The organism is Pseudomonas sp. FW305-7, from assembly GCF_058786735.1.
In genome coordinates this window covers 33,874-56,933 of record NZ_JBYSZA010000009.1, presented here as the reverse complement: position 1 = coordinate 56,933, position 23,060 = coordinate 33,874, and the positions used below count along the sequence as shown (strand labels likewise).

Below are 23,060 nucleotides of genomic sequence, written 5' to 3'. Positions count from 1 at the left end.
GTCGCCGAGGGTTGAAAACCCTCGGACGATACTGAGTGGCCATTACTGCTGTCTACGAAAATTCCTACAAAAAATAGCGACGGATCTCGCATGTGATCCTACAAGCGCGTCGCTGATCCCATCGAATGCTTCGACGACTGAAACGCCTGAGCGAGCCTTCGCCACCAAGGCTTCATCGTCATCGCTTTTCGTGGTGTCTGATCGCTCAACAGAAGGGGCATGTCCCGCAGTCGAATCCAACCCTCGTCCTGCCAATGCAGCAGACTCAACGACATCTCCGGCCAATCCAACAAACTCAACATCGGCCGATCTGAATTTCCCAAGTGTTCTGCATCGCGCAAGGCTGGCACCACCTGATGAGTCAGCCACTCACGCAACAAACGATTCCCTGGAACGTAGTGGTACACAAGCAACGCATAAACGCCGGACTCGCTGAACATCAGTTGCTTTTCGGGTTGCCGGAAATACTCGATCCACAAAACGCGACGCTGATCCTTATCGAGTTTTTTGAGCATGCGATCGCTCAGATGGACGCCCATTAAGCGCCCAATATCGCGAGCACAGAACCATGGTTGGTTTTCGACAAGTAATGCGTGAAGGAATAGCTTTTGGCGGGAAAAAGTGGTGGAGGCGAAGGGGGCGGGAATAACTTGCCAATAAGGCATTTCTGAAGTCATAAAAATTACCTCTACTTGGGACTAGGGCAACACCCGCAGTAGAGGATTTAATAAACCCCAACAAGCATGCTTATATAAAAATGCAAGGCTCATACGCACTATGCACTCTATATGTATAAACAGCTTCTACGTTGGGTGTTTCTTAGGCACTTGTGGCTAGAGTAGTTTTAGTATGCATGGTTCGTCAACCTTGTTGTGGACGCTTTTTTGTAGGAGTTTACTGATATTTCTGTGAGCTTTGGTGCGCTGGAGGAGTGGAAAGAATTCTTGTGAGAGTAATTGAGTATTTGTGAAAATAAAAGATTCCAAGATGTGTCGACCTCGGAATCCATTTAGTGTTGGAAGAGGTTTCGCATTTGTCAGTAGATGTAGGACTCACTAAGTGCTCTTCTTACAGCGGGGAGCGAGTTGTAATATAAGTGCGGTTTTACTTCTCTTATGATCTGCTCTGACAGCGCTATTAATTCGTCATTTAAAAGTATTAATGACGTCCATTTTTCCTCGGTGTCAATGATTTTCCTCGATCCGTCTGGAGTCCTCAAGGATCTTGTATGGGCCTCAAGCAGTATCATTAATTCTAATTTTTGCTGAGTCTCACTAACGAGCGCAAGCTCCATGTAAGATGGTTTTGTTAAGAGGCTTCCGTCGAAATGCCAAACCAGCGAGGCAATATCATAGCTAGAAAGATTTATGCCTAGATCTGAGTCGTTTTTTATATTTTTAAGTAGGCGTATTACTTTTTTTGCTCCGCCATTTGTTTGCAGGTCTTTGTTGTCTAACATCTGCATATGAAGGAACGGGCTGTTAGTAAGGAGCTCTTTTTTTGACTTGTGTAGTATTCTAACTTCTTTGTCATGTTTTTGCTGTGAGCTTTGAAAGCTGGCAGGGTGATGCCAGTGAGATGGGACAATATCGATTTTTCTTCTTAATGAACCACCAGAAAGAGATATTGATTTATCTCCGCTAATATCGACTTTTGCTGCGTAGTATCGACTTTTTAGAAGTTTTTCGCATTCTAACCTTAGATGCTGTATTTGTTCTAAGGATGTCGGGAGGAGTGGAAGTCTTCCGTAGGTGTGGGCTGTCGGACCATTCCAGTCCAAGGTAACAAACTCTTCATGGAGAACCAGAATATCTACATCGCTTACCCCGCGAATGTGAACATTCAATGGCACAGAACCTTGGAATTCAAAACTAGTCTTTAGGGGGAGAGCGTTCAAACCGTTCGAAATTTGACTGATTACACGGTTTCCTTCCTCGTAGCTAATCTCTGTGTAACGTGCACCTACTTCTTGCATTGATCCAAGTGCGTACTTTGTAGCCTCGCCAGATGCTCTTGTTTCGTAGTTTTCTTTTTTTGAACGAGAGTTATAGATAAGGCTCTCTAGTCCTGATAGTGAAGATGCTGAATCTAATGTGATAGAGGAAGTTTCACCAAGTCTTCTGTTTCTGAGGTTGTTAAGTTTTACTTTATAGTTGCTCATTCTAGTCTCCTTGGCGAGTAAGAATCATACGCCCGCAGGTAAGGCGGCCTTTGTTGTTGAAATAATCCCCATATGCTTCGGTTAGGCTTTCATTTAATTCAAGTTCGGCATAGCCGATATGCGACTTTAACTCGACTTCGCCGGCGCGAGGTTCATTGCGATAGCTGTACATTAAAATGTATCCCCTCCCTGGTTCATGTACCAATGAAGCGGCGATACTTGCCGATTTTGACTGGCCGGTGTTTAGGTATATTCGAAGTTTTTCCCAAGTTTGGGTTATGCGGATCGTGGCGCTCCAATCAAAGGTAACCTCTCCAGCGGAGTTTATAGTCTGTCCTTTGCAGTTCCATGTGCCATTCAAGTTTGGGATTTTGAGTAGCTTGAGAATTAATGGCCAGCGCCACATCCAAGAATCAAATAGTGCGTGACCAAAGGTGTAGATTACTGCGGCGGAGATCGGTAGAACGATAACTCCAGGATTGCTCGCCGTGAGCTCGAGCTTTTGAGCAATATCAAAACTTAAGGCTACTACTGCGGCGATAGCGGATGAAGCTAATCCAGCAAAAATTGCCAGATATCTTCCGATCATGGCACGACTGTGCCCAATGATTGAGTATTCATGGGGTTGCATAGATAGTCCTTTATTTCTGAATAAGGCAGAACATTTAAAAAGTTCGCACACCTTCCCGACGTCCATGTCAGGTAAGGTTTAAGATGTTATTTATTAATCAATCCCAGCTCAACGCCCCACCAGTCTGATACTCAATAACCCGAGTCTCAAAGAAATTCTTCTCTTTCTTCAAGTCCATAATCTCGCTCATCCAAGGGAACGGGTTAGTCGTCCCCGGATACTCTTCCTTCAAACCAATCTGGCTCAAACGACGGTTAGCGATGAACTTCAGGTAGTCCTCCATCATCGCCGCGTTCATGCCCAGTACGCCGCGAGGCATGGTGTCACGCGCGTATTCGATCTCCAGCTGCGTACCCTGCAGGATCATCTGGGTCGCTTCTTCCTTCATTTCGGCATCCCACAGGTGTGGGTTTTCGATTTTGATCTGGTTGATCACGTCGATGCCGAAGTTCAGGTGCATGGATTCGTCGCGCAGGATGTATTGGAACTGCTCGGCGACGCCGGTCATTTTGTTGCGGCGGCCCATGGAGAGGATCTGGGTGAAGCCGCAGTAGAAGAAGATGCCTTCCAGAACGCAGTAGTAGGCGATCAGGTTGCGCAGCAACTCTTTGTCGGTGTCTGGGGTGCCGGTTTCGAACTTCGGATCGGAGATCGAACGGGTGTATTTCAGGCCCCAGGCTGCCTTTTTAGCGACCGATGGGATCTCGTGGTACATGTTGAAGATTTCGCCTTCATCCATGGCCAGCGATTCGATGCAGTACTGGTAGGCGTGGGTGTGGATCGCCTCTTCGAAAGCCTGGCGCAGGATGTACTGGCGGCATTCCGGGTTGGTGATCAGGCGGTACACGGCCAGTACCAGGTTGTTGGCAACCAGGGAGTCGGCGGTGGAGAAGAAGCCGAGGTTGCGCATGACGATGCGGCGCTCGTCGTCGGTCAGGCCTTCCGGGTCTTTCCAGAGGGCGATGTCGGCGGTCATGTTGACTTCTTGCGGCATCCAGTGGTTTGCGCAACCGTCCAGGTATTTCTGCCAGGCCCAGTCGTACTTGAATGGCACGAGTTGGTTGAGGTCGGCGCGGCAGTTGATCATGCGCTTTTCGTCAACGGCGACACGGGCGGAGGCGCCTTCGAGTTCGGCGAGGCCTTCGGCGACGTCGAGGGAGTTCAGTGCAGCCTTGGCGCGGGCCACGGCGGCCGAGTCGGCGGCGGTGACGGCGCGGGCTTCGAGTGCCGCGGCACCGCCGGCGTTGTCGAGGCGGTCCATGTTGGCTTCAGTAGCGTGGCCGGCGTTGGCGCCTTTCACGGTTGCTACTTCACTGTCTTCTTTGTCGAATTCGTCCCAGCTCAGCATGACGTGTCGTCTCCTGCGTGAGGGCCTGTCGCCCGTGTGAAACCTGATTGGTTGGTTTTTCACACGGTCGTACAGACCGCGTTGGATCTAAAGGAATCGTTCTTTGCAGCAGCTAAACGCAGGCATCAAACAGAATTTTGTACGGGTTTCCGAGAGCCTCTGACGGGCGCAGATCACGTTGAACGCGACTGCGGGGCTTCAGAATGGCTTTTGATCCCTGTAAGGGAATATTGCTGACCCGATTAGGGGGGCATTATAGGGAAAAAAACACGGCTGTGCTGAGGCGAATCCGCGCATGGAGCGGTCGAGGAGGCTGGTTTTTCGATGAGAGCGTGGGTTTACAGGGCTTTGCCGGGGATAGATTTTTTTTCGCAGAAATTTGGTAAATGTGGATTTGCTCAAAAAACGAACAAAAAATTGGGTTTTTCACTACATCTAGTGTTTTGCAAGCACTTTTGACGACTCCAGACACAACTGAGCCCGACCGAAGTCGGGCTGGAATCGACCCTCAATGTTGCGCTGAGAGATCCAATTCGGTGCAGTCTCAACTCATCAATTGGTGCAGCCGTTGCCCATGACGCTGTAACGCAGGATGTGCCGCTGACCCTTGGAGTCGTCGTATTCCATTTTCATCGGAACAACTTCGCAGACATTTGGCACTTCGCTCATGGATACAACGTTGGCGATGTCCAGGTGGGTCGAGTAAGTGTATTCCTCGATAGCTGGTTGTTGCTGTGCGACATCAGTCGGGACCTCGTCTGCCATGGCGGTTGCGCACAGACTGCTGAGGGCCAGAACCAATAAAGCTTTCATTTCAGATTTACCTTTTTGAGGTCGAGTGGGGTCACGCAACCTTTTTAGGGTTGCGTGTGGAACTTCATCGTTTGCAGTTATTACTTGAGAGCTGGATTAACGGCCTTCGTGGGGGCTGTAACGTTGTTAATCGCGTTTGCCTTGTCGGCGAGGTGAATTTTAGGGAGATGGGGTGGGGGTAAACAGAGCGGGTTTTGATAAACACCTTTGGCAGATTTGGTAACAATCGGTCGATAGGGTGTGGGAATCGGTTTGCTGGCGATGCGATTTGTCTGGGGAACCGAGTTGTCTGAATCGCTGGCAAGCCAGCTCCCACAGGGTTCGGGGGTGTTTTGGAGGTTGGAGTCTGGCTTGCAAAACGGGTATCTGGATGTTTTGTAGGGGCTTGTTACTACCATCGTCGAATGGTTCTATGGGCCCGGCCCCGTTACAACAGGGTCATACAAAAACAACTATTACACCGAGGTAGGAAAGATGAGTGCGGCTTCTCTGTATCCCGTTCGTCCCGAGGTTCTGGCTAACACGCTGACTGACGAGGCGACCTACAAAGCCATGTACCAACAGTCGGTCGTCAACCCTGACGGTTTCTGGCGCGAGCAAGCCAAGCGTCTCGACTGGATCAAGCCTTTCACCACGGTGAAACAGACGTCGTTTGACGATCACCATGTCGACATCAAGTGGTTTGCCGACGGCACCCTGAACGTTTCCTACAACTGCCTCGACCGTCATCTGGCCGAGCGCGGCGACCAAGTCGCGATCATCTGGGAAGGCGACGATCCTTCCGAAAGCCGCAACATCACCTACCGCGAACTGCACGAACAAGTGTGCAAACTGGCCAACGCCCTGCGTGGTCAGGACGTTCACCGCGGCGACGTGGTGACCATTTATATGCCGATGATTCCCGAAGCCGTGGTCGCCATGTTGGCCTGCACCCGGATCGGCGCGATTCACTCGGTGGTGTTCGGCGGTTTCTCGCCGGAAGCCCTGGCCGGTCGCATCATCGACTGCCGCTCGAAAGTGGTGATCACTGCTGACGAAGGTATCCGCGCCGGCAAGAAGATTTCCCTCAAGGCCAACGTCGACGACGCACTGACCAATCCGGAAACCAGCAGCATTCAGAAAGTCATCGTCTGCAAGCGTACCGGCGGCGACATCAAGTGGAACCAGCATCGCGACATCTGGTACGAAGACCTGATGAAAGTGGCGGGCACCGTCTGCGCGCCGAAAGAGATGGGCGCGGAAGAAGCGTTGTTCATCCTTTATACCTCCGGCTCCACCGGCAAGCCGAAGGGTGTGCAGCACACCACTGGCGGTTATCTGCTGTATGCAGCGATGACCCACGAGCGCGTGTTCGACTACCGTCCGGGCGAAGTTTACTGGTGCACCGCCGACGTCGGCTGGGTCACCGGCCACAGTTACATTGTCTACGGCCCGCTGGCCAATGGCGCGACCACGCTGCTGTTTGAAGGCGTGCCGAACTATCCGGACATTACCCGGGTGGCGAAGATCGTCGACAAGCACAAGGTCAACATCCTCTACACCGCACCGACCGCGATCCGCGCGATGATGGCCTCGGGTCAGGCTGCGGTTGAAGGCGCGGATGGCAGCAGCCTGCGTCTGCTCGGTTCGGTGGGTGAGCCGATCAACCCGGAAGCGTGGGATTGGTACTACAAGAATGTCGGCAAGTCGCGTTGCCCGATCGTCGATACCTGGTGGCAGACCGAAACCGGCGGCAACATGATGAGCCCGCTGCCGGGTGCGCATGCGCTGAAGCCGGGTTCGGCGGCACGGCCGTTCTTTGGTGTGGTGCCGGCGCTGGTCGACAACCTCGGTAACATTATTGAAGGCGAGGCTGAAGGCAATCTGGTGATTCTCGATTCGTGGCCAGGTCAGGCGCGTACGCTGTATGGCGATCACGATCGTTTCGTTGATACCTACTTCAAGACCTTCCGTGGCATGTACTTCACCGGTGACGGCGCGCGTCGTGATGCCGATGGTTACTACTGGATCACCGGGCGTGTCGATGACGTGCTCAATGTGTCGGGTCACCGCATGGGCACGGCGGAGATCGAGAGCGCGATGGTTGCGCATCCGAAGGTTGCCGAAGCGGCGGTGGTTGGGGTGCCGCATGACATCAAGGGGCAGGGCATTTATGTCTATGTCACGTTGAAGAATGGCGAGGAGCCGAGCGAACAGCTGCGGCTGGAGTTGAAAAACTGGGTGCGCAAAGAGATCGGGCCGATTGCTTCGCCGGACGTGATCCAGTGGGCACCGGGGCTGCCGAAGACCCGTTCGGGCAAGATCATGCGGCGGATTCTGCGCAAGATTGCTACGGCGGAATACGATGGGTTGGGGGATATCTCGACCCTGGCGGATCCGGGTGTGGTGCAGCATTTGATTGATACGCACAAGACGATGAATGTTGCTTAAGCGTTAGAAGCATGGAGCCCTGTCCGGTGATGCCGGGCGGGGCTTTTTTGTGTCTGCTGTTTTTGTGGTGGCTGGTCTGGCCCCATCGCTGGCAAGCCAGCTCCCACAGGGGGGGTGGTGTTTCGGAGATTTCAGTTTCGGCGCAAATGTGGGTTGGCTGGTCTGGCCCCATCGCTGGCAAGCCAGCTCCCACAGGGGTTGTGGTGTTTCGGAAATTTCAGTTTCGGCACAAATGCGGGTTGGCTGGGTTGGCCTCATCGCCAGCAGGCTAGCTCCCACAGGTTTTGTGGTGTGTCGGATATTTCGGTGCCAGCACAAATCCCTGTGGGAGCTGGCTTGCCAGCGATAGCAGTTTGTCAGGCGCCGGTGTAGTCAGCTGTCGGAACGCGGACTCACCCAACCAATAATTATCGATCTCCCCCGTAAGACCTTTCCCGCTGTTACCCGCCGCCATCCACGTAACCGAATGTGTAACCGCCCGCATCAAACCGGGGCAAAGGGAAACGCATCGCCCCGTTTTAGAGCCTTAAAACCTCCGGTGAAAAATAAGACACAACGCTGCGCTTGCCGGATTAGAAGGGTTTGCGAATAATAGGCCCGCAATTTGCAGCATAGATCGGTTCACAATCGTTCGCTCTTGCATGAATTTGCAGGGCTGTCAATGCGCCCAAGTCGCTTTCTCTGTGCATCTGTAATTAGTTGTCGCATTGAAGAAATATCGGCTTCGGGCCTGTCGTTAGAATGCCGATCACTCGCTCATCGTGGCTGACGTTGAAACCTCCGACGGTTTCAATGAGAAATTTCCCATCGATGCAGCAACCGATTTCCCGATTCACCCATTCGCATATTGGGCTGTCGCTCACTCTGCCGTTTTTGCCCTTTACCGATGGAGTCCCAAGATGAAGAAACTTGTGCTGCTTGGCGCCCTGGCACTGTCCTCCGTGCTGTCGCTGAATTCCTTCGCTGATGAAAAACCTCTGAAGATCGGTATCGAAGCGGCTTACCCTCCGTTCGCCTCGAAAGCGCCGGATGGCAGCATCGTCGGTTTCGACTACGACATCGGCAACGCTCTGTGCGAGCAGATGCAGGTCAAGTGTGTGTGGGTCGAGCAAGAGTTCGACGGTCTGATCCCGGCACTGAAGGTGCGCAAGATCGACGCGATCCTGTCGTCCATGTCGATCACTGAAGATCGCAAGAAGTCTGTGGACTTCACCAACAAGTACTACAACACTCCGGCACGTCTGGTCATGAAGGCCGGTACTCAGGTCAGCGAAAACCTGAGCGAGCTGAAGGGCAAGAACATCGGCGTACAACGTGGTTCGATCCACGAACGTTTCGCCCGCGAAGTCCTGGCCCCGCTGGGTGCCGAGATCAAGCCATACGGTTCGCAGAACGAAATCTACCTCGACGTGGCCGCCGGTCGCCTCGACGGTACCGTGGCTGACGCCACCCTGCTGCAAGATGGTTTCCTGAACACTGATTCCGGCAAAGGCTTTGCCTTCGTTGGCCCGCAGTTCACCGACGTCAAATACTTCGGCGACGGCGTAGGCATCGCGGTGCGCAAGGGCGACGCTCTGAAAGACAAGATCAACGCAGCCATCGCGGCCATTCGCGAAAACGGCAAATACAAAGCAATCCAGGACAAGTACTTCGCCTTCGATATCTACGGCAAGTAACACGTCTCTGCGACAAGTCCGAAATGGCGCAAGCAACAGGATCTCTGCGGTTTGCGCCATTTTTTCATCCCAACTTTCGAGGACCTGAATCATGTTGAAAGGCTACGGGGCTGTCATCCTCGATGGCGCATGGCTGACGCTTCAGCTCGCCTTGTCGTCCATGGCTCTGGCCATCGTTCTCGGGCTGATCGGTGTTGCACTGCGCCTGTCGCCAGTGCGCTGGCTGGCCTGGCTGGGCGATCTGTATTCCACGGTGATCCGCGGGATTCCCGATCTGGTGCTGATCCTGCTGATCTTCTACGGCGGTCAGGACTTGCTCAACCGTGTGGCGCCGCTGCTCGGCTATGACGATTACATCGACCTGAACCCGCTGGCCGCCGGTATCGGCACCCTCGGTTTCATCTTCGGTGCGTACCTGTCGGAAACCTTCCGTGGCGCGTTCATGGCGATCCCCAAAGGCCAGGCCGAAGCCGGCATGGCGTACGGCATGAGCAGTTTTCAGGTGTTCTTCCGGGTGATGGTGCCGCAGATGATTCGCCTGGCGATTCCCGGCTTCACCAACAACTGGCTGGTACTGACCAAGGCCACCGCGCTGATTTCCGTGGTCGGTCTGCAAGACATGATGTTCAAGGCCAAGCAGGCGGCAGATGCCACTCGCGAGCCTTTTACCTTCTTCCTCGCAGTGGCGGCGATGTACCTGGTGATCACCAGCGTGTCGTTGCTGATCCTGCGTCAACTTGAGAAGCGCTACTCGGTAGGCGTAAGGGCGGCTGATCTATGATCTTCGACTACAACGTCATTTGGGAGGCTCTGCCGCTGTACCTCGGCGGCCTGGTGACCACCCTCAAATTGCTCGCGCTGTCGCTGTTTTTCGGTTTGCTGGGGGCGCTGCCTCTGGGCCTGATGCGCGTCTCGAAGAACCCGATCGTCAATGGCGCCGCGTGGCTGTACACCTACGTGATTCGCGGCACGCCGATGCTGGTGCAACTGTTCCTGATCTACTACGGTCTGGCGCAGTTCGAAGCGGTACGCGAAAGCTTCCTCTGGCCGTGGCTGTCCAGCGCAACGTTCTGCGCGTGCCTGGCCTTCGCGATCAACACCAGCGCCTATACCGCTGAAATCATCGCCGGCAGCCTCAAGGCTACGCCGAACGGTGAGATCGAAGCGGCCAAGGCCATGGGCATGTCGCGCTTCAAACTGTACAAGCGCATCCTGCTGCCATCGGCCCTGCGTCGGGCGCTGCCGCAGTACAGCAACGAAGTGATCATGATGCTGCAGACCACCAGTCTGGCGTCCATCGTGACCCTGATCGACATCACTGGCGCGGCACGTACCGTCAACGCGCAGTTCTATCTGCCGTTCGAGGCGTACATCACCGCTGGCGTGTTCTACCTGTGCCTGACCTTCATTCTGGTGAAGCTGTTCAAGCTGGCCGAGCGTCGCTGGTTGAGCTACCTCGCGCCGCGGAAGCACTGATATGGAACGCATCGACCACGTTTTACCGTGGAGCCACCTGGGCAGCGAGCGCAAGATTTCGGTGTTCCGCTTCGGCAGTGGCGAGCGCAAGGCCTACATTCAGGCCAGCCTGCACGCTGACGAATTGCCGGGCATGCGCACCGCTTGGGAGCTGAAAAAGCGCCTTGGCGAACTCGAAGCCAAAGGCTTGCTCAACGGTGTGATCGAGCTGGTGCCGGTGGCCAATCCGTTGGGGCTTGGGCAGTTGCTGCAAGGCAATTTCCAGGGCCGTTTCGAGGCGGGCAGCGGCAAGAATTTCAACCGTGATTTCGTTGAGCTGAGCGCGCCGGTAGCGGCGGCTTTGGCCGACAGTCTCGGTGATGATCCACACGCCAACATTCGCCTGATCCGTCAGGCGATGGCCGATCACCTCGCGGCATTGCCCGAGGCGAGCAGCCAGTTGCAAGGCATGCAGCGTGTGCTGCTGAGCCACGCCTGCACCGCCGACGTGGTGCTCGACTTGCACTGCGATGCCGAAGCCGCGCTGCACATGTATGCGCTGCCGCAGCACTGGCCGCAGTGGCGTTCGTTATCTGCGCACCTGAATGTGAAGGTCGGTCTGCTGGCGGAAGATTCCGGCGGCAGCTCCTTCGACGAGGCTTGCTCGCTGCCGTGGCTGCGTCTGTCGCGGCAGTTCCCGGACGCACAGATTCCGCTGGCGTGCCTGGCGACGACCATTGAGCTGGGTGGTCAGGCCGACACTGGCCGCGCTGATGCCGAGGCGTATGCTGAAGGCATTCTCGCGTTCCTTGCCGAGCAAGGCCTGATCACCGGCGAGTGGCCGAATGCGGCTCACGAACCGTGCGAAGGCATGCCGTTCGAAGGCACCGAATTGCTGTTCGCGCCGCACCCGGGGGTGGTGAGTTTTCTGCGTAAACCCGGCGAATGGGTCGAGGCCGGTGACGAGATTTTTGAAGTGATCGACCCTGTGTCCGATCGGGTCAGCACGGTATGTGCTGGTACGTCCGGGGTGCTGTTTGCCATTGAACGGCTGCGCTATGCCCAACCCGGTTTCTGGCTGGCCAAGGTGGCGGGGCGCGAAGCGCTGCGTCACGGGCGCTTGCTCAACGACTGACTGACTGTTTTTGTGAGAACCGACCGCATGTACAAACTTGAAGTCCAAGACCTGCATAAACGCTATGGCAGTCACGAAGTGCTCAAGGGTGTTTCCCTGAAAGCGGCAGCCGGCGATGTGATCAGCATCATCGGCTCCAGTGGCTCCGGCAAAAGTACTTTCCTGCGCTGCATCAACCTGCTTGAGCAGCCGCACGCGGGCAAGATCCTGCTCAACAACGAAGAGCTCAAACTCGTCGCGAACAAGGACGGCGCGCTGAAAGCCGCTGATCCGAAACAGCTGCAACGCATGCGTTCGCGCCTGTCGATGGTGTTCCAGCATTTCAACCTGTGGTCGCACATGACCGCGCTGGAAAACATCATGGAAGCGCCGGTGCATGTACTGGGCGTGTCCAAGGCTGAAGCCCGCGAGAAAGCCGAGCACTACCTGAACAAGGTTGGCGTGGCTCATCGCAAAGACGCATTCCCGGGGCACATGTCCGGTGGCGAGCAGCAGCGTGTGGCGATTGCCCGTGCGCTGGCGATGGAACCTGAGGTGATGCTGTTCGACGAACCGACTTCGGCGCTCGACCCGGAACTGGTTGGCGACGTGCTGAAGGTCATGCAGGCGCTGGCTCAGGAAGGCCGGACCATGGTTGTGGTAACCCACGAAATGGGCTTTGCCCGCGAAGTGTCGAACCAGTTGGTGTTCCTGCATAAAGGCGTTGTTGAAGAAAGCGGCAACCCGCGCGAAGTGCTGGTCAATCCGCAATCGGAGCGTCTGCAGCAGTTCCTGTCGGGCAGCCTCAAGTAAACAGAACTGCCGATATGCACCGGAATAGTGCATGCTTCGCAGCCTGAAGGCTGGCTACAATCCCTGTGGGAGCTGGCTTGCCAGCGATAGCGGTGGGCCAGATGACATTTCTGGTACAGATACACCGCCATCGCTGGCAAGCCAGCTCCCACAATGGGTCTGCGTCGGCTTTGAGATTTGTGTTCATTTCCGGGCTAGCATTGGCCCATGCCTTCATCATTGTTTTTCGTTTCGGATCGCCCGCCCATGACTGCCCATCGAATTGGTTTCCTGATTTGGCCCAGCACTAAAGCTCTGACTTTGGCGCTGGCAGAGGAGGCCTTGCGTGTTGCGCAGCGGGTGCACCCGGACGTGGTTTACGAATTGTCTTTTCTGCAGGCCGAGCCGCCGGTCGAAGGCGCCTGGCAATTGCCCGGCGAACCGTGGGCCGGCAAGCTCGAAAACTTCCAGAAACTGTTCCTGCTGGCCGATGAGCCGCCGACTGCACTTGCCTCGCCACTGAGCAGCGCGCTCAAGCAACTGGTGCGCGCCGGTTGCGTGATCGGTGGTCTGTCTGCCGGCGTGTATCCATTGGCGCAACTGGGTTTGCTCGACGGTTATCGCGCTGCCGTGCACTGGCGCTGGCAGGACGATTTCGCTGAACGCTTTCCGAAAGTCATCGCCACCAGTCATCTGTTCGATTGGGACCGTGATCGCCTGACCGCGTGCGGCGGCATGTCGGTGCTTGATCTGTTGCTGGCGGTGCTGGCCCGTGACCACGGCGCAGAATTGGCCGGTGCCGTCTCGGAGGAACTGGTGGTCGAACGCATCCGTGAAGGCGGCGAGCGTCAGCGCATTCCATTGCAGAACCGCCTCGGCTCCAGTCACCCGAAACTGACGCAAGCCGTGTTGCTGATGGAAGCCAACATCGAAGAGCCGCTGACCACCGACGAAATCGCCCAGCACGTGTGCGTGTCCCGCCGGCAGTTGGAGCGGATCTTCAAGCAATACCTCAATCGTGTGCCGAGCCAGTACTACCTGGAGCTGCGCCTGAACAAGGCCCGGCAGATGTTGATGCAAACCAGCAAGTCGATCATCCAGATCGGCTTGTCGTGTGGCTTCTCCTCGGGGCCGCATTTCTCCAGCGCCTACCGCAATTTCTTCGGTGCCACGCCGCGGGAAGATCGCAACCAGCGGCGCAGCAGCAGCCCGTTCGAATTGTCGTCGGTGCCACCCGAGCGCGGCTGAGCCGCGTCGGGTGGGGGGACGGCCATTAATCCCCAGGCCGCGGAACCCTTAACGAACGCCAACCCGTTGTAGGCCATAAGGCCTCGAACTCGTCCTCCGTCTCGGCGATTTGCTGGCGCCAGAGTCGCGGTGCATCCAGCCTGGCTCCACGTACTTGTGCGTAGTCTGCAAGTCGTTTGCGCGCCACCTCCGATAACGGGTTGCCGCTGAAGTCGAAGTCGGCAGTCAGTCGGTGGTCACCGCGCAAAAACTCGATCGGCAACTCAATGATCGCGTTGTTGGATAGATCGGCGTGAGTGAGCGTGATCCTTTCGAACAGCGCCGGCCATGTCTCGGTGAGTCCGGTATTGCTCAGATCAAGGTGAGTCAGTTGCTGCATGCGACTGATGTCCGGCGCCCGTCCCAACGGATTGTTGCGCAAGTTCAAATTGCCCAGCTCTTCAAGGGCGCCGAGTGCGGTCGCGGCTTCTTCCGTCAGGCTGATGTTGCATTCGGGCAGATTCAGCAGCGTGAGTTGCTTCAGGCCAAAAACCTCGGCGGGAATACTGCCCAGTTCAAAGCCGCGCATTTTCAGGCTCTGCAGATTGGGGAAGTGGCCGAGCCAGCCATCGGCTTTTGGTGCAATCGCTGCGGTGCTGGTCAGATCCAGCTCGAGGATATGCCCGAAGTCTGCTTGCAAGGCTGGCAGGTCACCGATGAACGACATCTCCAGATTCAAGACGAATTCCGACTCTGTTGCTGATGACTTGCGCCGCCAGGCGTCTTCCAGGCGGCTCTTCACCTGCATTCTTTTGTACTGCTCCTGCAGCAGTGGCTCTGTCTCCAGGGGGAGCTGTGTGACGGGATCAGACACGGGGGCATTCATCCAGCTTTCAAGCTCGCTGATGAGGCTGTTCAGTTCGGTTTTTCGACGCGCCAGCGCAAGGCGTCCGTCGGCCAATGTGCTGGGCAGACCGTAGACCAGATCGCTGGCCTGGGTTTCGGACAGATGCGGGTACAGCGCTTGTGCGAGCTCAATATCTGGTTGTTCGGCCAGTACGCAAAGATCGCTGCCGGTACGTTGGTAATAGGCCTTGATCTGCTCGCGGGTCGCTGGCGACAGCGGGTTATTGTCAAGATCAATGCCTTTGCTGATGGAGTCGGGAAGGTTGAAGAGCGTGTCAGGCAGCTCGGTTATCCGGTTGTCGTTCAATAACGCGGTCTGGAGGTCAGCAAGCTGCGTCAGGCCGGTTGGGACACTATCGATCCCGGTTCCGGCAAGGTCGAGGTAACTCAGCGCCTTGAGTGGGGAGAGGTCGGGCGCCACGGCAAGTGGATTGTGGTACAGGTCAAGCCCCACCAGGCGTGGCAAACCCGCCAGTGCGACTTGCGCCTGAGCGTCGAAGACCACGCCGCATTTGCTCAGCACCAGAGTCTGGAGCTGGGGCATGCGGGTCAGCGCCTGCGGCAAGCGGCCCAAGGCAAAGTCACGCATTTCCAGGCCAGTCAAACCCGGGAAGCAGTTCAAGAAGGCGTCGGGGACGTTCTGCGTCGATTTGCCCAGCAGCGACAATTGCGTGACATGGCTGAAGTCGGCCGACAGCGCTGGCAGATCACCGTTGAACGTCAGATCTGCGATAAACGTATTGGAGCGCAACTCCAGATTGTCAGCTCGCCGCTGACGCCAGAACTGCTGCAGTTTGCTGCTGAACTCGTTTCTGGCGCTGCGTTCGCTGGCCATGTCGTCTGCGCTGATCGCCTGGCCGGTTTGTGGGTCATGCTCGGTAATAGCTCGCGTCCAGGCATCGAGCTCGCGGTTCATCCGGGCGATTTCACCTTCCCATCGCAGCAGTTGGGCACGACCGGCATCCAGTGTGCCCGGCAGGGAGTAGAGCATGTGGCTGGCGTCGCCATCTTGCAGTGCCGGAAAAAGTGCGCGTGCCCGGGCGAGGTCGGCGGGATCGGCCGAAACACCAAGATCGCAGGCGTGTTCAAGGTAAAACGCCTTGATCCGCTCACGACTGGCTGTCGACAGCGGGTTGCCATACAGATCGACGCCGTCGGCCAGATCGAGGTCAATCTGAAAAAATGCTGCAGGCAATTCAGTGATGCGGTTGCTGTCGAGCAGGGCGGTTCTGAGATTGGGATGATCAGCCAGACCGTTGGGCAGGTCGGCGATGCTGCAGTTGGACAGACGTACGTCATTGAGTCTCGGCATGGTCGCCAGATCGGGCGCCAGGCCCAGCGGGTTTTGACTCAGATCCAGGCGTTCAAGCTCGGTCAGCGATGTCAGCGTATTCTGGCCTTCGGCGGTCAGGGTGATCTGACAATTGTGCAGGTTCAGATCTTTGAGTTCCGTCATGCGGCCAATGGATGTGGGCAGTTCGGACAGCTCGAAATCGCGCATCTCGAGTGTTTGCGCGTTTGGAAACAGATCGAGAAACGACTCGACGCCTTGTAGCGCAGGATTGCCCCTGAGGGCCAGATCCGAGACGTGGCTGAAATCCACTGTGAGCACGGGCATCTCGCCCATGAACGGCAAAGCCGTGGATAAATCCGTATCGCGTGCCCCGGAAATAGCCGAACGATGAGCCCAGAACTCCTCCAGCTTTTGTTTGAAGTTCAAGCGGATCGCGTACTGGTCGAACACTTCAACGGCTGTGAGGACTTCGCCAGTGACGGGATTATGGATGGGAACCTGAGACGCCCATGTGGCGAGTTGGGCTTTCATTGTGTCGAATTCGGCTTGCCAGCGATCGAGATGGAGATGGCCATCGTTCAGGGTGCCGGGCAAGTCATAGATCATGTCACTGGCCTCTTGCGCATCCAGCGAGGGGAACAGTTTTCGGGCCAGGGCAATGTCCGCCGCGTCGGCCAGCACTTCGAAGTCGTTGCCGTGCTTGCGGTAGTAGGTTTTTATCTGTTCGCGGGTTTCTGGCGTTAACGGGTTGTCGGCAAAGTCGAAGCCGTCGCTGCGATTGGAGGGTAGCTCGAACAGGGCTGCGGGCAGCTCTGTGAAGGCGTTGCCACTGAAGATCATTGTGCGCAAGTGCGGGTGATCGGTGACACCGCCGGGCAATGTCGACAGACCCGTGTTGGCCACATCGAGATAAGTCAGTTGGGGAAGCAGGTTGAGGTCGGGCAGCGTGCCTAGCGGGTTGTTGCTCAGTTCGAGTGTTTCCAGATGGGGCATGGCGCAGAGTGCGTCCTGATTTTCCGGTGTCAGCACGACGGCGCAATCTTTCAGTTCCAATGTGTTCAGGCGCGGCAGGTGGATGATCGAGGTGGACACCGGCTCCAGATCGAAATGACGCAAATGCAACGCCTCCAGGTTTTGAAAACGCTGCAGAAATGCCGTCACGGATGAAGCGCTTTTATTGCCGGTCAGGCTCAGTTTGGAGACGTGGCTGAAATCGGCGGCCAGCGTTGGCATGTCGCCGGCGAACTGGACCTGTGCTTCCAGATGACTGCTGCGGACGCTGGGCCGATGCGCGTCTCTCGTGCCCCAGAATTGTTCCAGCGTCTGAGCGAATCGCTCGCGGTGCATGACTTCGCTGGCCTGTTCGTTGAGGTTCAGCAATTGACCGTTCGAGGGATTGCGTTTGGGGGTGTCGCGGCTCCATTGCGCCAGATCAGCTTTCATCTGACTGAGTTCGGCCTCCCATTGGGTCAGTTGCGTGCGCCCTTGATCCAGCGTTCCCGGCAGTTGATAGAGCACGTCGGTAGCCTCGGCAGGCTCCAGTGTCGGAAACAGGGCAACCGTGCGTGTGACGTCGGCTTCTTCAGGCAGCACGCCAAAGTGTTTTGTGGTGCGCTGATAGTGGGCTTTCACGCGCTCACGTGACGCTGCGCTCAGCGGGTTATCGGCGAAATTGAACCCGTCACTGAGCAGACTATTGAGGGTAAACAGCGCGTCCGGTATTTCGGTGATGCGGTTGCCGGCAAATTTGCCGGTGACCAGGCGCGGGTGGTGTAACAGATTGGCGGGGGGTTCGGTTATACCGGTATTGGTCAGGTTGATGAAACGCAGCGATGTCATCGGCTGGATATCGGGCGATGTGCCCAACGGGTTGTCCTGCAGATCGAGAAAAGTCAGCTCCGGCAGTGACGCCAGGAGAGTCTGGTCGGCAGCGCCAAGGTGCAGGCTGCAATCGCGCAGAATCAGGTGCCGCAGAATCGGCATGGCGGTGATCGCGGGTGGCAGCTGTGGCAAGTTGGCGCTTTGCACGTCGAGATACATCAGTTTGGGGAAGCGTTGTAAAAACGGTTCCAGGCCTCGGGTGGCTTTACTGCCATTGATTGTCAGCGTGGTGACATGGCTGAAGTCGGCGTCGAGTGAGGGCAGATGGCCAAGAATCGGATCGGTGATCTGCAGCATGTACCCGGCGGGTCCGCGGGTCTGTTTGCGCCAGCAACGCTGGATGAGGGATCTGAGCATCGAACGACTTTGCAGGGCCGCGCGGCGCTGAGTCGGCGTCAACGGCAGACCGGTCTGCGGGTCGGTGAGCGGCACGTCGAGCGCCCAGAGGCGCAGGTCGTCACAGAGTTTTCGGTACTCGCGATCAAGGCGCGAGAGTTCGCCGCGCACTCCGCCGGGGAGCCCTTGGTGCTCGTCAATGAATGCCTGTATTTCGGCGAGCGAATCGCTGGGGTAGATCTCGCGTACTCTCTCTTCCAGCGTGCGCGGCGCCTCTCGGAACAAGGGGCGATAACCCTCGACACCGAGCAGGCGCAATGTATCGATCAGCGGTTCCGGCAGTGGCGGCTGGGCCATCGCCACCCGCAGTTCGCCGCGCTCCAGCGGATTTGCCCGAATCGCCTGTTTCAGTCTGCCGGCGTCGCCGATGTGCAGGTCCAGCGCCTGGCGCTCGGCATCCGGCAAGGCGCGGAGGACGCTGGAAAAGAAGTCGCCGTCGGCACTCAGTTCCTGGCCGCGATCGTCAAAGGGCTGATAGCGGCCATCGGCTTTTCGCACCAGTACTTTTTGCTCGCGGGCCTGGGCGGGCCCGGTGCTGTCGAGCACCGGGCCTTCATAAAAACCGTCACGTATTTCGATGCGCACTTGTCCGCTCCAGCCGGGCAAGCGTTGCAGGCTGTGCAGCGCGAGGGTGTCGGTATCCGCATTGCTCACGGAGTCCAGTTCCAGGCCTTCATAGGCGCGGCTGATGCGTACTTGCTGACTGGCCTGCTGCACCAGTTGCTGCTGACGCTCGGGCAGTTGCCCTTCGCTGATGCTCAGCAGCTCTGCGGTGTTGGCGGTGTCGAGCAATTCGCGGGTGACGCTGGCCGGTAGCAGCGGCTCATAGTGGCGGATCGGTGCGGCCAGCGGATCGGCGGTGGTCTCCAGTTGCTGGTAGCGGGATTCGAACATGGCGCAGCGGTGTTGCCGCGCGAATTGACTCAGTTGTCTGCGAAGTGCCTGCGTGCGCACATCGAGCGCAAGCGTCGGGCCACCGAACGATTCTCCCAGCAGACCTTTGACGTCTTGCTCATCAAGGGACTCAAGCAAGTTCTTCAGCAAGTCAGCGTCTTGTGCGCTGTTCTGGCGAACGGTGATTGCCGGCAGCGCTTCGTCACTGGATGATTGCCAGATCAGCTCGCCCTGGCTGTTTAAGTAACACAGGCGTTTGCCGCTCGGCCATGCGCCGTGTTCTGTCAGCAGTTGCAGTTGCGTCAGGGGATCGGCATCGCGGTAATGCTCGGCGCTGTCCAGTTGCTCAATGAAGACTTGTAGATCCTGATCGATCTTGAAGCGTTTGATGGTGTCGGCCAGCAGGGGCGGTACGGACTCCTGATCAATGTGCATTTTGCGCAGGGCGTCTTCGTTATAGCCGCTGACGTGCAAAATGCGTTCTTGCTGAGCCGGTTCGAAAGATTCGACCGAATGGCCGATCCGGCGCAAGGCCGTGGGTTGGTCCCAGGCTAGCGGCTGTTCGAGTTCGCTGTGCCAGGCGCCTTCGCCGTTGTGTCGCAACAACGGTTTGTAAGCCTCGGGGCGCGTGGGGTGCTCAATGCGGAACTGACCGGGAATCGAGTCTTCACTGACCGCGAAGTGTGTGTCTTCCAGCGCCAACAGGTGTTTGCCCTGATGCGGATGCAGTCCGCGCGCGTCTGGCCGTGAGTCTGGCGCGGGAGGGGCGTTGTGCTCGTAGCGGGTCAGGTCCGGTTCCCAGTAACGGGGAGGGCCGCCGGGCCGTTCCACGGGTTTGAAGCGATCGATGAACGTGACGATTTCCTTGGGCAGGACCTTGCGATATTCGCCCATGCCGATCATGCCGCCTGCGGCAAAGGCACCCAGTTGAACCAGGGATTCGACCGTGCCCATCAGGTGTTCGAACGCCTCACTGGTTTTCGCCTGCGTCCAGTCGATGATGCCTTCGAACGCCTCGTTGAGCAGTTGATAGGCCATGTAGCTCATCATCAACTCGCCCAGCCCTGGCACGAATGGCGCAATCACGAAAGCGGCTGTTTCGATGATGGAGGTCGCGATATTGACCAGAGAATCCCAGCGTGCCCAACGGGCTCTGCTGTCGACCGTTGCGGTGGGGATGGCGATCACTTTCGCGTCGTTGAGAATCTTGTTCAGTTTTGCTTGATACAGGTGCTGCCACAGTTCAGCAGGGATCGCTGCGCTGACCAGCTGCAAGTCGGGTTTGGCGATGGGCTCCTCTCGCCACGCGGGTAGCGAGCTGCCAGGTTCGGGTTTGTGCCATTTGATGCGAGCCAGGCGTTGCTGCAGATCGGCAAAGAAGAAACCGCTGCGTTCCTGATCGATAAACCGGCTGAAGAAGCGCTGATAGTCTTTCGTACGCAACTGGCGGGTGAGTTCGGCTTCCATGGCGGCCGAGGAAGCGTACTCCTTGATCGGGTGCTCCGGGTCATCCGGGACGTAGGCAACAACCCGGCTGATGTGCCGGGGCGTGTAGGCATCCGGAGCGAAGACCAGAATCCCGGTCAGCGGTGCCGCCATCATCGACACGTCGTGACACAGCAGAGTCTGGCCGTCGAGCCGCATGCCCTGCACGCCATCGAGCAAGCCGTTGATCAGGCGAAAGCAGTTCTCGCTGAGGTCGCCGCTCATGCGGGCCCATTGCAGGGCGGCTTTGAGTGCCGCTTGCTGGCTCGTGGTCACTTTCCGTTGCAGTGCCGCAGCAGCGGCCGGATCGTTGAAGCCGAGATGTTTTTTCAGATAAGTCTGGTATTGAGCGCCGATGTCCAGCGTTCTGCACAGCTTGATGAAGGCGCTGATGCTCAGCTTGCTGTTGATCGCAGGCAGCGTTTCGAACTGCCCGCTGGCGGAGGGTTGGGTGATGAAGGTGGATTCGCGCTCATAGGCGTCATCTTTGGTTTCGGCGTCTTCGAAGTTGTGCAGTGCCGCGTCGAGTAACGAGACCGTCCAGGCGCGAGCTGCGCCGGTTTTGATCGCAAACCATGGCGTTGTGGCGGGAACGTAGAGGCGCAGAAAGGTCTTGCTGACATCCAGATCCAGACCGCATGCGGTTTTCAGGGCTGCTTTGAGCAGCGGTTCGGCGAAGGCGTTGACGTCTTGCAGGTGTTTGAGTTGTTGATCAACCTCACTCTGAGCGCGCCAGTGTGCGGCGCCAAGCGCCTGCAGTTGCTGGTGTTGCCCGACTGGCGCAGCCTGCAGCGAGGCCGGGAGTGCGGGCTGACTGCTGCGCAGGGCCAGGCGCACGCGGGGCGAGGCTGTGCCGAGCCAGTCGGGAATGGTATTGACCAGGTGCAAGTAGTGTTCGTCGGGATGTTGCGCGTCGCTCGTATCGATCGGGGCTGCCGGTTGCTGTCCTTCGGGCAATTGCATGTGCCATTCCTTTAGCGTTGGAAGAGCTGACAGCAAACCAGCCAGTGGCGATCAACGTGCGGTACATATTTATGCCGGTGACAACCGGCTGAATTGATATCCTGCGCGGCCTGCCGCAAATCGCCGATGCCGGTTTAAACTGCGCCTTTGCGACGCTATATGTCGCATTGCCGTAAACCCGGGAAAATCCGGGGTTTGCGCTATAAGAAGTTGTCGCTTGGCGACAAGGCCGGGCTGAAAACTGTCCTTACAATCCCCCCATCGCTCGCCAGTTTCAGGCGGGTGGCCCTCATCAGGAGACTCCGATGTCCGTTGAGCACGCTGCGGTAGAACGCGCCGATTTCGACCAGGTTATGGTTCCCAACTACGCGCCTGCCGCTTTCATACCGGTGCGTGGCGCCGGTTCCCGTGTCTGGGACCAGAGCGGCCGCGAGCTGATCGACTTCGCCGGCGGCATCGCCGTCAACGTATTGGGCCACGCGCATCCGGCGCTGGTCGGTGCCTTGACCGAGCAAGCGAACAAGTTGTGGCACGTTTCCAACGTGTTCACCAACGAGCCGGCCCTGCGTCTTGCGCACAAGCTGATCGACGCCACGTTCGCCGAGCGCGTGTTCTTCTGCAACTCCGGCGCCGAAGCCAACGAGGCTGCGTTCAAGCTGGCCCGTCGCGTGGCGTTTGATCGTTTCGGCAGCGAGAAGTACGAAATCATCGCCGCACTGAACAGCTTCCACGGACGCACTCTGTTCACCGTTAACGTCGGTGGCCAGTCGAAGTATTCCGACGGTTTCGGTCCGAAAATCACCGGCATCACCCACGTTCCGTACAACGATCTGGCAGCACTGAAAGCCGCCGTTTCCGATAAGACTTGCGCAGTGGTTCTGGAGCCGATCCAGGGCGAGGGCGGCGTACTGCCGGCCGAACTGGCTTACCTGCAAGGTGCCCGTGAACTGTGCGACGCGAACAACGCGTTGCTGGTGTTCGACGAAGTGCAGACCGGCATGGGCCGTACCGGCCACCTGTTCGCCTACCAGCATTACGGCGTGATCCCGGACATCCTCACCAGCGCCAAGAGCCTGGGCGGCGGTTTCCCGATCGCGGCCATGCTGACCACCGAAGCGCTGGCCAAGCATCTGGTCGTCGGCACCCACGGCACCACTTACGGCGGCAACCCGCTGGCGTGCGCCGTCGCCGAAGCGGTGATCGACGTGATCAACACCCCTGAAGTGCTGAGCGGCGTCAACGCCAAGCACGACAAATTCAAGACCCGCCTGCAGCAGATCGGCGAGAAGTACGGCCTGTTCACTCAGGTGCGCGGTCTCGGTCTGTTGATCGGTTGTGTGCTGAGCGAAGCCTGGAAAGGCAAGGCCAAGGACATCTTCAACGCCGCTGAAAAAGAAGGCCTGATGATTCTGCAGGCCGGCCCGGACGTGATCCGTTTCGCGCCGAGCCTGGTGGTCGAAGATGCTGATATCGATGCCGGTCTGGACCGCTTCGAACGCGCTGCCGCAAAACTGACGCAAGCCTGATAGACCCTTCGACGCCTGAGCATTTCAGGCGTCGATCAAAATTTTTGATACCGGGCAATATCAAATGT

General features: G+C 57.3%; 14 protein-coding genes. 8 read left to right on the top strand and 6 right to left on the bottom strand.

The window, feature by feature from the left end:
- Positions 1 to 98: 98 nt before the first annotated feature.
- The 5 genes from AC3WMT_RS13365 to AC3WMT_RS13345 all read right to left on the bottom strand — a co-directional run bounded on the left by AC3WMT_RS13365 (position 99) and on the right by AC3WMT_RS13345 (position 4,953).
- Complete coding sequence (locus tag AC3WMT_RS13365; RefSeq protein WP_256583540.1) at positions 99 to 677, bottom strand: BRO-N domain-containing protein; 579 nt, start codon at positions 675 to 677, stop codon at positions 99 to 101.
- 359 nt (positions 678 to 1,036) lie between these two features.
- On the bottom strand, positions 1,037 to 2,161 hold the full coding sequence (locus AC3WMT_RS13360) for a nucleotidyltransferase-like protein (RefSeq protein WP_146041238.1): 1,125 nt from the start codon (positions 2,159 to 2,161) through the stop codon (positions 1,037 to 1,039).
- Between the two features lies 1 nt (position 2,162).
- Positions 2,163 to 2,792: a Cap15 family cyclic dinucleotide receptor domain-containing protein gene (locus AC3WMT_RS13355; RefSeq protein ID WP_103304058.1), complete on the bottom strand. Its 630-nt coding sequence runs from the start codon at positions 2,790 to 2,792 to the stop codon at positions 2,163 to 2,165.
- A gap of 97 nt (positions 2,793 to 2,889) precedes the next feature.
- Complete coding sequence (locus tag AC3WMT_RS13350) at positions 2,890 to 4,140, bottom strand: ribonucleotide-diphosphate reductase subunit beta (protein ID WP_103304059.1); 1,251 nt, start codon at positions 4,138 to 4,140, stop codon at positions 2,890 to 2,892.
- A gap of 552 nt (positions 4,141 to 4,692) precedes the next feature.
- Positions 4,693 to 4,953: a DUF2790 domain-containing protein gene (locus tag AC3WMT_RS13345; protein WP_003227290.1), complete on the bottom strand. Its 261-nt coding sequence runs from the start codon at positions 4,951 to 4,953 to the stop codon at positions 4,693 to 4,695.
- Positions 4,954 to 5,427: 474 nt separating this feature from the next.
- Between AC3WMT_RS13345 and acs the strand changes: the two genes are divergently transcribed.
- From acs to argR, 7 genes are all read left to right on the top strand, one after another.
- Entirely contained in the window at positions 5,428 to 7,383 is a 1,956-nt protein-coding gene (gene acs, locus AC3WMT_RS13340) for an acetate--CoA ligase (protein ID WP_103304060.1), read from the top strand.
- Positions 7,384 to 8,282: 899 nt separating this feature from the next.
- Positions 8,283 to 9,059: an ABC transporter substrate-binding protein gene (locus AC3WMT_RS13335; RefSeq protein ID WP_103304061.1), complete on the top strand. Its 777-nt coding sequence runs from the start codon at positions 8,283 to 8,285 to the stop codon at positions 9,057 to 9,059.
- Positions 9,060 to 9,150: 91 nt separating this feature from the next.
- On the top strand, positions 9,151 to 9,840 hold the full coding sequence (locus tag AC3WMT_RS13330) for an ABC transporter permease (protein ID WP_103304062.1): 690 nt from the start codon (positions 9,151 to 9,153) through the stop codon (positions 9,838 to 9,840).
- Positions 9,837 to 10,535, top strand: coding sequence for an ABC transporter permease (locus AC3WMT_RS13325; protein ID WP_103304063.1), 699 nt, complete (start codon positions 9,837 to 9,839; stop codon positions 10,533 to 10,535). Before AC3WMT_RS13330 ends, AC3WMT_RS13325 begins: the two co-directional genes overlap by 4 nt.
- Position 10,536: 1 nt before the next feature.
- Positions 10,537 to 11,649, top strand: coding sequence for a M14 family metallopeptidase (locus AC3WMT_RS13320; protein ID WP_103304064.1), 1,113 nt, complete (start codon positions 10,537 to 10,539; stop codon positions 11,647 to 11,649).
- A gap of 27 nt (positions 11,650 to 11,676) precedes the next feature.
- Positions 11,677 to 12,441, top strand: a complete 765-nt coding sequence (locus tag AC3WMT_RS13315; protein WP_003227281.1) for an ABC transporter ATP-binding protein — start codon at positions 11,677 to 11,679, stop codon at positions 12,439 to 12,441.
- 246 nt (positions 12,442 to 12,687) lie between these two features.
- Positions 12,688 to 13,668 (top strand): transcriptional regulator ArgR, encoded by a 981-nt coding sequence (gene argR, locus AC3WMT_RS13310; RefSeq protein ID WP_103304065.1) that lies wholly within the window; start codon positions 12,688 to 12,690, stop codon positions 13,666 to 13,668.
- 25 nt (positions 13,669 to 13,693) lie between these two features.
- Here the strand turns inward: argR and AC3WMT_RS13305 are convergent, their stop codons facing one another.
- The gene (locus tag AC3WMT_RS13305; protein ID WP_103304066.1) at positions 13,694 to 21,466 is read right to left on the bottom strand and encodes a leucine-rich repeat domain-containing protein; all 7,773 of its coding nucleotides are present in this window, start codon (positions 21,464 to 21,466) and stop codon (positions 13,694 to 13,696) included.
- 305 nt (positions 21,467 to 21,771) lie between these two features.
- On the opposite strand from AC3WMT_RS13305, the gene AC3WMT_RS13300 reads away from it, so the two are divergent.
- On the top strand, positions 21,772 to 22,992 hold the full coding sequence (locus tag AC3WMT_RS13300; protein ID WP_103304067.1) for an aspartate aminotransferase family protein: 1,221 nt from the start codon (positions 21,772 to 21,774) through the stop codon (positions 22,990 to 22,992).
- Positions 22,993 to 23,060 lie beyond the last annotated feature (68 nt).

Bases quoted from the DNA above. Each gene is read 5' to 3' on its own strand.
- AC3WMT_RS13330 (WP_103304062.1), top strand. From the start codon at position 9,151: ATGTTGAAAGGCTACGGGGCTGTCATCCTCGATGGCGCATGGCTGACG.
- AC3WMT_RS13320 (WP_103304064.1), top strand. From the start codon at position 10,537: ATGGAACGCATCGACCACGTTTTACCGTGGAGCCACCTGGGCAGCGAG.
- AC3WMT_RS13350 (WP_103304059.1), bottom strand. From the start codon at position 4,140: ATGCTGAGCTGGGACGAATTCGACAAAGAAGACAGTGAAGTAGCAACC.
- AC3WMT_RS13360 (WP_146041238.1), bottom strand. From the start codon at position 2,161: ATGAGCAACTATAAAGTAAAACTTAACAACCTCAGAAACAGAAGACTT.
- argR (WP_103304065.1), top strand. From the start codon at position 12,688: ATGACTGCCCATCGAATTGGTTTCCTGATTTGGCCCAGCACTAAAGCT.
- AC3WMT_RS13345 (WP_003227290.1), bottom strand. From the start codon at position 4,953: ATGAAAGCTTTATTGGTTCTGGCCCTCAGCAGTCTGTGCGCAACCGCC.
- AC3WMT_RS13335 (WP_103304061.1), top strand. From the start codon at position 8,283: ATGAAGAAACTTGTGCTGCTTGGCGCCCTGGCACTGTCCTCCGTGCTG.
- AC3WMT_RS13300 (WP_103304067.1), top strand. From the start codon at position 21,772: ATGTCCGTTGAGCACGCTGCGGTAGAACGCGCCGATTTCGACCAGGTT.
- acs (WP_103304060.1), top strand. From the start codon at position 5,428: ATGAGTGCGGCTTCTCTGTATCCCGTTCGTCCCGAGGTTCTGGCTAAC.
- AC3WMT_RS13365 (WP_256583540.1), bottom strand. From the start codon at position 677: ATGACTTCAGAAATGCCTTATTGGCAAGTTATTCCCGCCCCCTTCGCC.
- AC3WMT_RS13315 (WP_003227281.1), top strand. From the start codon at position 11,677: ATGTACAAACTTGAAGTCCAAGACCTGCATAAACGCTATGGCAGTCAC.
- AC3WMT_RS13305 (WP_103304066.1), bottom strand. From the start codon at position 21,466: ATGCAATTGCCCGAAGGACAGCAACCGGCAGCCCCGATCGATACGAGC.
- AC3WMT_RS13325 (WP_103304063.1), top strand. From the start codon at position 9,837: ATGATCTTCGACTACAACGTCATTTGGGAGGCTCTGCCGCTGTACCTC.
- AC3WMT_RS13355 (WP_103304058.1), bottom strand. From the start codon at position 2,792: ATGCAACCCCATGAATACTCAATCATTGGGCACAGTCGTGCCATGATC.